Below are 13,638 nucleotides of genomic sequence, written 5' to 3' on the forward strand. Positions count from 1 at the left end.
GCCCTACCGGCCGGCGCCGGTGATGGAGTCCGGCTGTTCCGCCGCCGGGCACAGGGCCCGCAGGTCACCGCCCGGCGGCGTCTGAAGCGGCGGGACGGCCCGGCGTGCGCTCACCGCCGTCCGGCGCCAGACCTCGACCGCCCTCGGCATGCCCGCGGCCGTGCCGACGGAGTGGGTTCCCGGCCCGGCCGTCACAGATCCGGGCGCCGCCCTGTCTCTCTGGTGAGTCAGCACCTCAGCGAATGGAGACAGTGATGAAGATCGTGGTCGTCGGCGGTACGGGCCTCATCGGCTCCCAGGTGTGCGCCCTCCTGCGCGAGGGCGGTCACGAGGCCGTGCCGGCCGCCCCCTCCACGGGCGTCGACACCCTCACCGGCGAAGGACTGGCAGCCGCCCTCAAGGGCGCGGACGTGGTCGTGGACGTGTCGAACGCGCCGTCCTTCGACACCGAACCGGCCCTGGACTTCTTCACCCGCTCGGCCCGGAATCTGTTCGCCGCCGAGAAGGAGGCAGGCGTCCGCCATCACGTGGCGCTCTCGATCGTCGGCGTAGACGAGGTCCCCGGCTACGGGTACTACGAGGCCAAGGTCGCCCAGGAGAACGCCGTGCGCGGCAGCGGCGTGCCCTACAGCATCGTGCGCGCCGCCCAGTTCTTCGAGTTCGTCGCCCCGGTGATGGACATGTCCACCGACGGCGCCGAGGTGCGGCTGCCGTCCACGCGCCTGCGCCCGATCGCCTCCGCCGACGTCGCCGCGGCCGTCGCCGAGGCCGCGCAGGGCGAACCCTCGAACGGCATCCGCACCATCGCGGGCCCCGAGGTGCACGGCCTCGACCGGCTCGGTGAGATCACCCTCGCGGTGAAGCCGGACGGTCGCGCCGTCGTCACCGACGAGACCGCCGGCCTGTTCGCGGGCATGCCCGATGTGCTCACCGGCGACGAGAGCACACACCTCGCCACCACGCGGTACGAGGAGTGGCTGAAGCGGAACTGACCCGTACCGGCGGGGCTACGGGCGGTCGGTCACCCTGCGGGCCGACCGCTCGTACGCCCTCAGCTTCTCCGGCGTCAGGACCCAGTAGAGACCGTCGATGCCCTCGGGGCCCACGGTGGCGCTCACCAGGGCGACGGCCGCCCCGTCCTGCACGAGCAGCAGGCTCGGCTGCCCGTTGGCCTCGACAACGCGGTACTCGGCGCCGGGGAAGAACGTGTGCGCGAAGGCGGTGACCCTGGCCACGCGCCCGGGCCCGACGAGCTCCAGCCGGGCCACGCCGCGCATACCGTTGCCGTCGGCGTAGGCGACGACGTCGGCGGACAGCACGCTCTCCAGCGCGGCGATGTCGCCCTCCCGCGCGGCGGCGACGAAGGCGTCGAGCAGCCGCCGGTGCTGAGCCGTGTCGACCGGTTCCCGGCGCTCGGCGGACAGCCGTTTGCGGGCCCGGCTGACGATCTGCCGCGTGTTGGACTGGCTCAGCTCCAGCATGCCCGCGATCTCGTCGTACGCGTAGTCGAACGCCTCGCGCAGCACATACGCCGCCCGCTCCACCGGGTTCAGCCGCTCCAGGACCACCAGCACGGCCAGCTCCAGTGCCTCGCCGCGCTCCGCGCCGACCTGCGGATCGACACCGGTGTCCACCGGTTCCGGCAGCCACGGCCCCACGTAGGTCTCGCGCCGGACCCGCGCCGACTGCGCCACGTTGATCGCCAGCCGTGTGGTGATCTTCGCCAGGAACGCGCCCTCGTCCAGCACCGTGCTCCGGTCGGCCCCCTGCCAGCGCACCCACACGTCCTGCACCACGTCCTCGGCCTCCGACACGCTGCCCAGCACGCGGTAGGCGATGCCGAACAGCCGCGGACGCAGCCGCTCGAACGCGTCCGCCGCCGCGTCCAGCGCGTCGTCGGGGAGGGGCCGCTGCTGATCCATGTGCCGATGCCTCCGGGGTCGACCGTCGTGTCTCCCGACAGTACGGGCCCCGGAAGACCGGCGTACGCTCCTAGTCCTCGTACCGGGGCGTCCACTGCGCCCGGGCGACGGCCTTGCGCAGCTCCTCCTCCGTGGCCTGCGGGGCCACCCCGTCCTCTACGGCGGCGAGGGCCGCGGCCAGGGCGATCTCGCGGGCGGACTCCCGCATCCCGGTCAGCGGCGGCAGCAGCGGCACGGGCAGGTCGTCGCCGTCCGCCGCCCGGACCGCGCACCGTGCGACGGCCCGGGCGGCGGCCACGAGCATCCGGTCCGTGACACGGGTGGCCCGGCTCGCGGTCACCGCGAGGCCCATGGCCGGGAAGACGTACACGTTGTTCGACTGCGCCACCGGCACCTCGCGCCCGTCGACGGTCAGCGGCGGGAAGGGCGAGCCGGTGGCGATCAGCGCCCGCCCGTCGGTCCAGCGGGTGAGGTCGGCGGGCTCGGCCTCGGAGTGCGAGGTGGGGTTGGAGAGCGGGAAGACGACGGGCCGTTCGCAGGTCGACGCCATCTGCCGCACGATCTCCTCGGTGAACGCGCCGTGCGCCGTCGACAGCCCGATGAGCGCCGTCGGCCCGACGCGGCGCACCACTTCCGCCAGGCCGGTGCCGTCCCAGTCGGCCACCTCGCTGTCGTCCCGCGCGAACTCCCGCTGCTGCGGTGTCAGTTCGGACCGCGAGGACACCAGCAGGCCGTCGACGTCGAGGATCCAGAACCGGGCCGTCGCCTCGTCCTCGGGCAGACCCTCGTCGACCATGGCCGTACGGATCATGTCGGCGACGCCGATGGCGGCCGACCCCGCGCCCAGGATCACCACGCGCTGCTCGGGCAGCGGGGTGCCGGCCACGTCCGCCGCGGTGGACAGGGCGCCGAGCGTGACGGCCGCGGTGCCCTGGATGTCGTCGTTGAACGTGAGCAGCCGGTCGCGGTAGCGGGCGAGGATCGGGTGGGCGTGCGCGGTGGCGAAGTCCTCCCACTGGAGCAGCGTCCCGGGCAGTTCCGCCTCGACCGCCGACACGAACGCCTCGATCATCTCGTCGTACTCGGCACCGGTCAGCCGCCGGTCGCGGCGGCCCAGGTAGCGAGGGTTGTCGAGCAGGGTCTCGTTGTCGGTGCCCACGTCCAGCAGGATGGGCAGGGTGCGGGCGGGGTGGATGCCGCCGATCGCCGTGTACAGGCTCAACTTGCCGATGGGGATGCCCATGCCGCCCACGCCCTGGTCGCCCAGTCCGAGGATGCGCTGGCCGTCGGTGACGACGATGACGTCCACGTCGTGGTCCCGGTGCGGGCGGTTGCGCAGGATGTCCCGGAAGCGGTGCCGGTCCTCCCAGGTCAGGAACAGACCGCGCGGCCGCCGGTAGATCTCGCTGAACTTCTGGCAGGCCTCACCCACCGTCGGCGTGTAGACGACGGGCAGCAACTCCTCCAGGTACTCGGTGACCAGACGGTAGAAGAGGACCTCGTTGGTGTCCTGGAGCTGCCGCAGGTAGATGTGCCGGTTGAGGGGCTTGTCGTAGCCGCGGAACGCCTCGTAGGCGCGGGCCACCTGCTCGTCCAGGGTCTCCACGGCGGGCGGCAGCAGCCCGTCGATGCCCAGCTCCTCGCGTTCGCGCCGGCTGAAGGCGGTGCCCCTGTTGACCAACGGGTCGGCCAGGGTCGTGACGGCGGGGCTGGTGGTGGGGCGGGGGTGATGCGTCGGCTGATCCATGAGGTAACGCCTTCCCGTGACGCGCCGGTTCGTGCGGGTGACGTGTGCCATCCGGGGGAACCACCGGTCCCGTGAAAACGCCCCCCCGGCCACCGATGAGTTCCGCGCCGCCGTCCGGTCTATCTCTCCGTACGCCCCACCGCGCCCCAACGCCCTTCAGGAGACAGTGACATGAGTGTGACGACGCCTCAGTCCCAGGAACAGCGGACCGAGTCCGGCCTTCTCTCCACACGCCCCGTGTGGCTGGTCGGCATTCTGGCCACCCTCGCCGGTGCCGTGGTGACGGAGGCGTTCGCGCTCGTCGCGCGGGCCGCCGGTGTCCCGATGGAAGCGGCGAGCCCCGGGGCCACGGAGGCCGCGGAGATCCCGGTCGGCGGCTTCTTCGGCGGAGTGCTGTTCTGGTCGGTCGCCGGAATCGTCCTCGCGGTCGTCCTCGCCCACTGGGCGAAGCAGCCAGCCCGCACCTTCACCGTGACCACCGTCGCCCTCACCGCGCTGTCCCTCGCCGGCCCGGCCGTCGCCCCGCACACCGCCACCTCCACCCAGATCGTGCTCGCCGCGTCCCATGTGGTGGCCGCCGCGGTCGTCGTCCCGCTGCTGGCGCGCAGGCTCTCCCACGTGCGGCGCTGAACACGTCCCACCCTCCACACCACCGACACGGGCCCGTCGCGCCCAGGCGCCGACGGGCCCGTCGCTGTCCGCCACGCCCCGATCCGGGCGAACCGACCCGAGTCACCCGGCCACGGCCTCGGAGCCACCCCGAACGGCCCAATCCCACTGCGCCGGAGGAGGCGACCGTGGATGACCGGTGTGACCGTGGTGGAAGGAATGCGCGTGCACACGGTGACGAGGAGGCACGATGGCGGAGGCACTGGCCGACGGCGGCACGAAGAGCGCTGCCCAGAAGGGCGGCCCAGGCCCGTCCCCGGGCGACTTCGAGCAGCTCGGCGCCGTCGCCGACGCCGTCCTCTACGAGGGCTACCTCCTGTACCCCTACCGCCGGTCCTCCACCAAGAACCGTGTCCGCTGGCAGTTCGGCGTGTTGTTCCCCCGGGACTGGGTGGAGGCGGACGGCCCCGTCACTCCCGGTGTCTCAGGCTCCGCCGACTCCTGGTACCAGCAGACCGAGTGTCTGCTGCGGGTCGGGCGGCCGGACAGCGCCCGCGTACGCGTGCGGGTCCGCTACCTCCAGATGCAGCGCAAGCAGGTGGAGGAAGCAGGCCGGCCCGTCGAGTCGCTGCACGGCGACGACGGCACGGTGCATCTGACCTTCGACGAGGCCCTGCCGCGCGAGTACGAGATCGAGGCCCCGCTAGGAGAACTCCTCCGGGGCGGACGCACCGTCGCGGTGGGCGCCGAGGCAGGGGAGGACGTCGAACATCTGCCCGATGACGCCGGACGGGTGGTGCGCAGCCGTGAGGAGATCCGGGCCGAGACCACCGTCACCGCCGAGCGGCTCTCCGACGGCCTCTGCCGGATCCGCGTACGGACCACGAACACCGCGCCCGCCCCGCCGCCGCGCACCTTCCGGGACGAGGCACTGCGCCGGGCCCTCATCGCCACCCACACCCTCCTCGGCGGAGACGGGGTGGAGTTCGTCTCGTTGATCGATCCGCCGGCGGACCTGGCAGCACCCGTGCGTGCGTGCCGCAACGAGTTCACCTTCCCCGTGCTCGGCGGCGAGTCCGGCGACACCGGATCCGTCGTGCTGTCCGCGCCGATCATCCTGCCCGACCACCCCCAGGTGGCCCCCGAAAGCCCGGGCGACCTGCACGACGCCGCGGAGATCGACGAGATCCTCACGCTGCGCACGATGCTGCTGACCGACGAGGAGAAGCGCGAGGCGCGGGCCACCGACCCACGGGCGGCGGCGATCCTCGACCGGGTCGACACCATGCCGCAGGAGGTCTTCGAACGGCTCCACGGCGCCGTCCGTTCCCTGACACCGGCCGCCCGGCCGGCGCCCGCCGAGCGGGTGCCGGGTGCTGTCGGCTCTGCGGCACCGGCCGTCCCCGCCGTGGTGTCCGCCGACCGGCTGCCGGGCGCTGCACCGTTCACCCCCATGGCATCCGCCGACCGGCCCGCCTGGTGGCAGGAGGGTGCCGACGACGGTCTCTCCCCGACCACCGACACCGTGCTCGTCGACGGCGTCCGGCTCGGCGGCGGCAGCCGCGTACGGCTCCGCCCCCGCAGACGCGGCGCCGACGCCCAGGACATGTTCCTGGCCGGACGGACCGCCGAGGTCGCCGCCGTCTTCCACGACGTGGACGGCAGCGTCCACCTCGCCGTCACCCTCGACGACGACCCGGCCGCCGAACTGAACAACTGGTACGGCCGCTTCCACTACTTCCGGCCCGACGAACTCGAACCCCTCGAGCCCGCCGGATCCCCGGACGAGCCGTCGGCACCGGCTCCCGCCGCAGCTCCTGCGCGGCACACGTCCGACTCCGAGACCCCCGCAGCGGAGGCCGAGTGACATGACCACCCACAGCAGCACCACCGAAGTCAGCAAGGAGCCCGAACGGTCCGAGGACCGCAAGGGCATAGACGAGATCACCATCCTCTGGATCTCCGAGGGCATGAGCTGCGACGGCGACACCGTCTCGCTCACCGCCGCCGACCAGCCCTCCATCGAGGACCTGGTCCTCGGGCTGATCCCGGGCCTGCCGAAAGTGAACCTCGTCAACAAGGTGCTCTCGCCCAGCCTGGGCGGCGAGGACTTCCTGGCGCCCTACCGGGCGGCCGTACGCGACGAACTGGGCCCGTTCATCCTCGTCATCGAGGGTTCGATCCCCAACCAGAACATCATCGAGGGCGACGGCTACTGGACGTCCTTCGGCAACGACCCGGAGACCGGCGAGCCGCAGACCCTCAACTGGTGGATCGACCAACTGGCCCCCAAGGCCTGGGCGGTCGTCGCCGCCGGCACCTGCGCCACCTTCGGCGGCATCCACGCCATGTCCGGCAACCCGACGGGCTGCATGGGCCTGGCCGACTACCTGGGCTGGGACTACACCTCCCAGGCCGGGCTGCCGATCGTCAACGTGCCCGGCTGCCCGATTCAGCCCGAGAACTTCATGGAGACCCTGATCTGGGTCCTCTACCACGCGGCCGGCTCCGCACCCCCGCCGCCGCTGGACCACATGCTGCGCCCGCAGTGGCTGTTCGGGAAGACGGTCCACGAGGGCTGCGACCGCGGCTCGTACTACGAGCAGGCCAACTTCGCAGCGGACTACAACTCACCCAAGTGCCTCGTGAAGACGGGCTGCTGGGGTCCGGTCGTCAACTGCAACGTGCCCAAGCGCGGCTGGATGGCCGGCATCGGCGGCTGCCCCAACGTGGGCGGCATCTGCATCGGCTGCACGATGCCCGGCTTCCCCGACGCGTTCATGCCGTTCATGGACGAGCCCCCGGGCAGCACCCTGTCGTCCCTGGTCATCAAGCCGTACGGGGCCGTCGTCCGCCGACTGCGCGGCATGACCAACGAGCTGGTCAACCACGAGCCCAGGTGGCGCCACAACAAGCGCAAGCTGACCAGCGGTTACGACCCGCACTGGCGCGCCTGATGAACCCCACCGGGCACACCCCCCACCCCCACACCACCGACAGCGAGGGGCAGTACCGCAGATGACCACCACCGAGGCCCGTCCCACGGACCGCAAACCGCCACAGCTCGTGGACATGTCCTGGGATCCGATCACACGGATCATCGGGAACCTGGGCATCTACACGAAGATCGACTTCGCCAACCGGGAAGTCGTCGAATGCCACAGCACCTCGTCGCTGTTCCGCGGCTACTCGGTGTTCATGAAGGGCAAGGACCCGCGCGACGCGGGCTTCATCACGTCCCGGATCTGCGGCATCTGCGGCGACAACCACACCACCTGCTCCGACTACGCCCAGCAGATGGCCTACGGCGTCAAGCCGCCCCCGCTGGCCGAGCACATCGTCAACCTCGGCGAGGCCGCCGAGTACATGTTCGACCACACGATCTTCCAGGACAACCTGGTCTTCGTGGACTTCTGCGAGGCGATGGTCAAGGCCACCAACCCCGGTGTCCTGGCCCGCGCCGAACGCACCGAGGCGCCCCGCGGCGAGATCCACGGCTACCGGACCATCGCCGACATCATGAAGGCCTTCAACCCCTTCGAGGGCGAGGTCTACAAGGAGGCCCTGAAGGTCAGCCGGGTCACCCGCGAGATGTTCTGCCTCATGGAGGGGCGGCACGTCCACCCCTCCACGCTGTACCCGGGCGGCGTCGGCACGATGCCGCAGCCGACCGTCTTCACCGACTACCTCAGCCGCCTCATGAGGGTCATCGACTTCGTGAAGAAGGCCGTCGCCATGAACGACGACGTCTTCGACTTCTTCTACGAGGCACTGCCCGGCTACGAGGAGGTCGGCCGCCGCCGCACCCTGCTGGGCTGCTGGGGGGCCTTCCAGGACCCCAAGGTCGTCGACTACCGCTACGAGACGATGAACACCTGGGGCAAGGCGATGTACGTCACCCCCGGGATCATCGTCGACGGCGAGCTGGTCACCAACAACCTCGTCGACATCAACCTCGGCCTGCGCATCATGCTCGGCAGCTCCTACTACGAGGACTGGGTCAACGAGCAGCCCTTCGTCACCCACGACCCGCTGGGCAACCCCATCGACATGCGCCACCCGTGGAACCAGACCACCGTCCCGGTGCCGCAGAAGCGCGACTTCGACGACAAGTACAGCTGGGTGATGAGCCCCCGCTGGTTCGACCAGCGCACCGGCGACCACCTCGCCCTCGACACCGGCGGCGGCCCCCTCGCCCGCCTGTGGTCGACGGCGCTCAGCGGCCTGGTCGACACCCCGTACATCAAGGCCACCGGCCACAGTGTGCGCATCTCCCTGCCCAAGGGCGATTCCTTGCCGGAGACCACCCTGGAGTGGCGCATCCCGCAGTGGAGCAACACCATCGAACGCGACCGCGCCCGGCCGTACTTCGTCGCCTACGCGGCCGCCATGGCCCTGCAGTTCCTCGAAGAGGCCATGGGCATGGTGCGCGCGGGCGAGACCAAGGTGTTCGAGAACTACGAGGTGCCCGACGAGGCGATCGGCTGCGGCTTCCACGAAGCGGTGCGCGGCGTCCTCTCCCACCACCTGGTGATCAAGGACAAGAAGATCGCCAACTACCACCCGTACCCGCCCACCCCGTGGAACGCCAGCCCCCGCGACAAGTTCGGCACCCCCGGACCGTACGAGGACGCCGTCCAGGGCCAGCCCATCTTCGAGGAGAACGGGCCGGACGACTTCAAGGGCGTCGACATCATGCGCACGGTCCGCAGCTTCGACCCCTGTCTGCCGTGCGGTGTGCACATGTACGTCGGCAAGGGCAAGACGCTGACCACCCTGCACTCGCCGACGTACGGGGCGAACCATGGCTGAGGCCACCACGGCACGGCTGGCGGACCCGGACGTCGAGGCCCGGCTCGCCCGGCTCGACCAGGCGCTGGACAGCCTCGAGTCCGCCCCCGGCCCCACGACCCGCACCGCGACCGAGGCGGTGGCCCTGCTGACCGAGGTCTACGGCGAGGCCCTGGCCCGCGTCCTGGACCGGGCGGACGAGCAGCTGGCCGAACGCCTGGCCGAGGACGAGCTCCTGGGGCACCTGCTGGTGCTGCACGACATCCACCCCGAGCCCGCCGAACGCCGGGCGGCCCGCGCGGTCGAACGGCTGCGGCCCGCCGTGCAGGAACGCGGCGGCGACGTGGAGTGGGCCGGCGTGGAGGGGCAGGTCGCCCGGGTCCGTCTGACCACGGGCGGCGGCGGATGCGGGTCCGGCTGCGGCGGCGGAGGTGACGAGGTCACCGACGCGGTCCGCGCGGCGGTGCTCGCCGCGGCGCCCGAGCTGACCGCGGTGGAGCCCCTGACCGAGACGGCCCCCGCCTTCGTCCCGCTGACCACGCTGACGCACCGGAGCGCCCCGTGACCACCGACGGGGCCCTGGCCCGCCTCATCCGCTCCTCGGCCGACCGCACGGCGGTGGCCGAGCGGGAGGTGTGCGACCTGTGCGCCGCGCCCGTCGCCGACGAGCACGCCCACCTGTACGACACCGGCCAGCAGGAGGTGCGCTGCGCCTGCGGCCCCTGCTCGGTGCTGTTCGCCGACGCGGCGGCGAGGGACGGCCAGTACCGGCTCGTGCCCCGGCGCCGGCTCCGGCTGCCCAAGGTCGACACGGCCGTCCTGGGCGTACCCGTCGGCCTGGTCTTCTTCGTGCCCCGGGCGGACGGCACCGTCACCGCCGAGGGCCCGAGCCCCGCGGGAGCCATGCGGTGGGAGGTGGACACGGCGGCCTGGCAGCAGCTGGCCGGGACGTGTTCACAGCTCGCAACCGTGGAACCCGACGTGGAGGCGCTCCTGGTGAACACCGTCCACGGCCTCGATGAGCACTGGATCGTGCCGATCGACGACTGCTACCGGATGATCGCCGTCGTACGCCGGGAGTGGCGCGGCATGTCCGGCGGCGGCCGGATCTGGCCGGCCGTCGAGCAGTTCTTCCAGGACCTCACCGAGCGGCCATAGCCACGCACTCCGCAGGTCGGAGGCGAGGAAGGAGAGCACCCATGGGCAACATCAGAGTGGGCCGGCCCCAGGCGAAGCCCGACACGCCCGGGCACATCGCCGGGATGCACCAGGGCAACAAGGGACCGCGCGAGCGGCAGAAGGGGCACCACGCGGACGGCACCGCCGACGCGCGCCGCTCCACGGGGATCCACTGGAAGCGGCATGACGCCCTCGCCGAGACCATGCCGAACATCTCGCCGGGATGAACATCGTGATGCGAACGAGCAGGGAGTCGCCGCAATGAAACGAGCACGCAGAACCGTCATGCGCAGGCGGGGCGGGATGAGCGGGCAGCGGGTGCTGAAGACCGAGGCCGTCCTGGTGGGCGGCGCGGCCCTGGCCCTGCTCGCCTGGGAGTGGCCCAGCCTGAGGCGCGAGATGCGGATCTGGCGGATGGCGGGCGGGTTCCGCGCCGGCCACCGCTACCCGTGAGCCGGCCGTGCACGAACTGTCGATCGCGACCGCGATCATCGAGCGGGCCGACGAGCTGGCCCGGGCGGACGGGACGGACGCCGTCTCGAAGGTGACCGTCCGGGTCGGCGAGCTGGCGGGCGTCGTCCCCGACGCCCTCGGTTTCGCCTTCGAGGTGGCCCGCGACGGCACCGCCCTCGCGGGGGCGCACCTCGTCGTCGAGCAGATCCCCGCGCAGGCCTGGTGCGGCCCGTGCGCCGAGGAGTTCCCGGTGGGCATGCCCCCGTTCTTCTGGTGCCCGCGCTGCGACCAGCCCTCCAGCGACCTGCGCAGCGGCCGTGAACTGGAGATCACCGGGATCGAGCCGGTCCCGGCATAGACAGGAGAAGGGGCCCCGCCGATCCGTCGGCGGGGCCCCTTCTCCTGTCCGGCGGTCAGCAGATGCGCGGCAGCTGCTCCCCGAGCGGCAGGTCCACCACCCGCGTGCCGCCGAGTCCGGTGGCGACCACCACCATCCCCGGATGCTCGGCGACGCACTCGCCGATCCGTGTCGCCCCGGCACCCTGCGGATGGGCCCGCATCGCCGCCAGCACCTCCTCCGCCTCCGACGGCGGCACGAAGGCGACCAGCCGCCCCTCGTTGGCGACGTACAGCGGATCGAGCCCGAGGAACCCGCAGGCGTTCGCCACCGCGTCCGGCACCGGAATCGCCCGCTCCTGGAGCCGGACACCGGTCCCGGAGGCGCGGGCGATCTCGTTCAGGGACGCGCCCAGGCCGCCCCTGGTGGGGTCGCGCAGCACATGGACGTCCGGAGTGACGGCCAGCATCGCCGCCACGAGACCGGCCAGCGGCGCCGTGTCGCTGGCGACCTCCACCCCGAACTCCAGCCCTTCCCGCACGCTCATGATGGCCACGCCGTGCAGTCCGATCGGGCCGCTGATGATGACCGCGTCCCCGGGCCGGGCACGCTGGGGCCGGATGTCCACCCCGGCGGGCACGAGCCCCACCCCGGCGGTGGTGACGTACACCCCGTCGCCGTGCCCGGACTCCACCACCTTGGTGTCACCCGTGGCGATCGTGACCCCGGCGGCCTCCGCGGCCGCCCCCATCGAGCGGGCGATCCGTTCGACGACGCTCAGTTCCACGCCCTCCTCCAGGACGAAGGCGGCGGAGAGGTATGCGGGCACGGCACCGCTCATCGCGAGGTCGTTGACGGTGCCGTTGACCGCGAGGTCACCGAGGCAGCCGCCGGGGAAGAACAGCGGCCGGACCACGTAGGAGTCGGTGGAGAAGGCCAGCCGCGCGCCGCCCAGTTCGAGGACGGCGGAGTCGGCGAGCCCGGCCAGGGTGGCGTTGCCGTAGGCCGGGGTGAAGATCTGCTCCATCAGCTCCGCGGACAGCGCACCCCCGCCGCCGTGCCCCATGACCACCACCCCCTGGTCGCGCAGCGGGGCGGGGCAGGTCCAGTTGGCCGGGTCGACCACATCGGCGAGTCGCTCAGGCAACGGGGGTCACCTCCTGCTGCGCGGTGCCGTCGGCCTGCGGCGCCGGGGCGTTCATCCGGCGGTAGAGGTAGTAGGCCGCGCAGGCGCCCTCGCTGGAGACCATGGTGGCGCCGAGCGGGGTGCGCGGCGTGCAGGTGGTGCCGAAGGCGGCACACTCGGTCGGCTTGATCAGGCCCTGGAGCACCTCGCCCGCCCGGCACTCGGCGGGCTCCTCGGTACGGATCCCGCTCACGTCGAAGCGGTGCTCCGCGTCGTACGCGCGGAAGGCGTCGGTCAGCCGCCAGCCGCTGGCCGGGATCCGCCCGATGCCCCGCCAGGACCGGTCGGTGACCTCGAAGACCTCCTCGATCATGCGCACCGCGGCCGGGTTGCCCTCCTCGCGCACGGCACGCGGGTAGGCGTTCTCCACCCGGTGCTCACCGCGCTCCAGCTGGCGGACCGCCCGGCGGATGCCCTCCAGGATGTCCAAAGGCTCGAAGCCGGTCACGACCATCGGCACGCGGAACCGCTCGGCCAGCTCCGGGTACTCGGCCATCCCCATCACGCTGCACACGTGCCCGGCGGCCAGGAAGCCCTGCACCCGGCACTCGGGCGCCGTCATGATCGCCTCGACGGCCGGGGGGACCCGCACATGCGACACCAGCAGGCTGAAGTTGGTCAGGCCCAGCCTGCGCGCCTGGTGCACGGCCATCGCGTTGGCCGGGGCGGTGGTCTCGAAGCCGATCGCGAAGAACACCACCTCCCGGTCCGGGTTGCGGCGGGCCAGCTCCAGGGCGTCGAGCGGCGAGTACACCACCCGTACGTCGCCGCCCTCGCCCTTGACCCGGAACAGGTCGCGGTCGGTGCCCGGCACCCGGAGCATGTCGCCGAAGGAGCAGAAGATCACCCCGGGGCGCGCGGCGATCTCCAGCGCCTTGTCGATGACCTCCAGCGGCGTGACACAGACCGGGCAACCGGGCCCGTGGATCAACTCGATCTGTTCGGGGAGCAGTTGGTCGATGCCGTGTCGGATGATCGAGTGGGTCTGCCCTCCGCACACCTCCATCAGGGCCCAGGGCCGGGTGGCGGTGGCGCGGATCTCGTCCAGCAGTCGCCGTGCCAGCTGGGGGTCGTTGAACTCGTCGATGTACTTCACCGGGCCTCACTCCCACTGCCCTGGGCCTCCGCCGCCGCGGTACCGCCCGCCTCCTTGGCCGCCTGCTCCCAGGCGTCCCCGAACTCCTCCTCCAGGAGCCCCAGTTCCTCGAACAACTTCAGCGAGGCCAGGGCCGACTCCTCGTCCAGACGCTGGAGCGCGAAGCCGACGTGCACGATGACGTACTCACCCACCTTCACGTCGGACACGTACTCCAGGCACGCCTTCTTCTGCACGCCGCCGAAGTCGATCAGCCCGGTGAGCGGTTCGGCACTGTCGTCGATGGCGACGACCTTGCCCGGCACTGCCAAACACATG

At 71.9% G+C, this 13,638-nt stretch carries 16 protein-coding genes; 10 read left to right on the top strand and 6 right to left on the bottom strand.

The features are described from left to right. Positions 1 to 3: 3 nt before the first annotated feature. Complete coding sequence (locus BJ965_RS35125; protein ID WP_184918089.1) at positions 4 to 150, bottom strand: hypothetical protein; 147 nt, start codon at positions 148 to 150, stop codon at positions 4 to 6. A gap of 104 nt (positions 151 to 254) precedes the next feature. On the opposite strand from BJ965_RS35125, the gene BJ965_RS35130 reads away from it, so the two are divergent. Next, a complete protein-coding gene (locus tag BJ965_RS35130) occupies positions 255 to 992 on the top strand; it encodes an SDR family oxidoreductase (RefSeq protein WP_184914786.1) in 738 nt (245 codons plus the stop codon). Positions 993 to 1,007: 15 nt separating this feature from the next. Here BJ965_RS35130 and sigJ read toward each other — a convergent pair whose 3' ends face one another. Both sigJ and BJ965_RS35140 read right to left on the bottom strand, forming a co-directional pair. Beyond that, on the bottom strand, positions 1,008 to 1,922 hold the full coding sequence (gene sigJ, locus BJ965_RS35135; protein ID WP_184914789.1) for an RNA polymerase sigma factor SigJ: 915 nt from the start codon (positions 1,920 to 1,922) through the stop codon (positions 1,008 to 1,010). A 70-nt stretch (positions 1,923 to 1,992) separates the two neighbouring features. Next, positions 1,993 to 3,669: an NAD-dependent malic enzyme gene (locus BJ965_RS35140; RefSeq protein WP_184914792.1), complete on the bottom strand. Its 1,677-nt coding sequence runs from the start codon at positions 3,667 to 3,669 to the stop codon at positions 1,993 to 1,995. Positions 3,670 to 3,840: 171 nt separating this feature from the next. Between BJ965_RS35140 and BJ965_RS35145 the strand changes: the two genes are divergently transcribed. The 9 genes from BJ965_RS35145 to hypA all read left to right on the top strand — a co-directional run bounded on the left by BJ965_RS35145 (position 3,841) and on the right by hypA (position 11,059). Further along, entirely contained in the window at positions 3,841 to 4,299 is a 459-nt protein-coding gene (locus BJ965_RS35145; protein WP_184914795.1) for a DUF6069 family protein, read from the top strand. Between the two features lie 229 nt (positions 4,300 to 4,528). After that, positions 4,529 to 6,145: a hypothetical protein gene (locus BJ965_RS35150; protein WP_184914798.1), complete on the top strand. Its 1,617-nt coding sequence runs from the start codon at positions 4,529 to 4,531 to the stop codon at positions 6,143 to 6,145. A gap of 1 nt (position 6,146) precedes the next feature. Further along, on the top strand, positions 6,147 to 7,235 hold the full coding sequence (locus BJ965_RS35155) for an NADH-quinone oxidoreductase subunit B family protein (protein WP_184914802.1): 1,089 nt from the start codon (positions 6,147 to 6,149) through the stop codon (positions 7,233 to 7,235). Between the two features lie 61 nt (positions 7,236 to 7,296). Further along, positions 7,297 to 9,090, top strand: a complete 1,794-nt coding sequence (locus BJ965_RS35160) for a nickel-dependent hydrogenase large subunit (RefSeq protein ID WP_184914805.1) — start codon at positions 7,297 to 7,299, stop codon at positions 9,088 to 9,090. Then, a complete protein-coding gene (locus BJ965_RS35165; protein WP_184914809.1) occupies positions 9,083 to 9,634 on the top strand; it encodes a NifU family protein in 552 nt (183 codons plus the stop codon). Before BJ965_RS35160 ends, BJ965_RS35165 begins: the two co-directional genes overlap by 8 nt. Further along, a complete protein-coding gene (locus BJ965_RS35170) occupies positions 9,631 to 10,227 on the top strand; it encodes a DUF5947 family protein (protein ID WP_184914813.1) in 597 nt (198 codons plus the stop codon). Before BJ965_RS35165 ends, BJ965_RS35170 begins: the two co-directional genes overlap by 4 nt. A gap of 41 nt (positions 10,228 to 10,268) precedes the next feature. Continuing rightward, on the top strand, positions 10,269 to 10,475 hold the full coding sequence (locus BJ965_RS35175) for a hypothetical protein (protein ID WP_184914817.1): 207 nt from the start codon (positions 10,269 to 10,271) through the stop codon (positions 10,473 to 10,475). A gap of 34 nt (positions 10,476 to 10,509) precedes the next feature. Beyond that, complete coding sequence (locus tag BJ965_RS35180; RefSeq protein WP_184918092.1) at positions 10,510 to 10,701, top strand: hypothetical protein; 192 nt, start codon at positions 10,510 to 10,512, stop codon at positions 10,699 to 10,701. A gap of 7 nt (positions 10,702 to 10,708) precedes the next feature. After that, positions 10,709 to 11,059, top strand: a complete 351-nt coding sequence (gene hypA, locus BJ965_RS35185; RefSeq protein WP_184914821.1) for a hydrogenase maturation nickel metallochaperone HypA — start codon at positions 10,709 to 10,711, stop codon at positions 11,057 to 11,059. A 55-nt stretch (positions 11,060 to 11,114) separates the two neighbouring features. On the opposite strand, the gene hypE is transcribed toward hypA, so the two are convergent. Genes hypE through BJ965_RS35200 form a run of 3 tightly spaced genes read right to left on the bottom strand, consistent with a single transcriptional unit; the run spans position 11,115 to position 13,637 of the window. Next, complete coding sequence (hypE, locus tag BJ965_RS35190) at positions 11,115 to 12,185, bottom strand: hydrogenase expression/formation protein HypE (RefSeq protein ID WP_281402956.1); 1,071 nt, start codon at positions 12,183 to 12,185, stop codon at positions 11,115 to 11,117. Beyond that, positions 12,178 to 13,320 (bottom strand): hydrogenase formation protein HypD, encoded by a 1,143-nt coding sequence (hypD, locus tag BJ965_RS35195; RefSeq protein ID WP_184914825.1) that lies wholly within the window; start codon positions 13,318 to 13,320, stop codon positions 12,178 to 12,180. The genes hypE and hypD overlap by 8 nt, the downstream gene beginning before the upstream one ends. After that, positions 13,317 to 13,637 (bottom strand): HypC/HybG/HupF family hydrogenase formation chaperone, encoded by a 321-nt coding sequence (locus BJ965_RS35200; protein WP_184914828.1) that lies wholly within the window; start codon positions 13,635 to 13,637, stop codon positions 13,317 to 13,319. The genes hypD and BJ965_RS35200 overlap by 4 nt, the downstream gene beginning before the upstream one ends. Between the last annotated feature and the right edge of the window lies 1 nt (position 13,638).

This window comes from Streptomyces luteogriseus (genome assembly GCF_014205055.1).
Classification (GTDB): domain Bacteria; phylum Actinomycetota; class Actinomycetes; order Streptomycetales; family Streptomycetaceae; genus Streptomyces; species Streptomyces luteogriseus.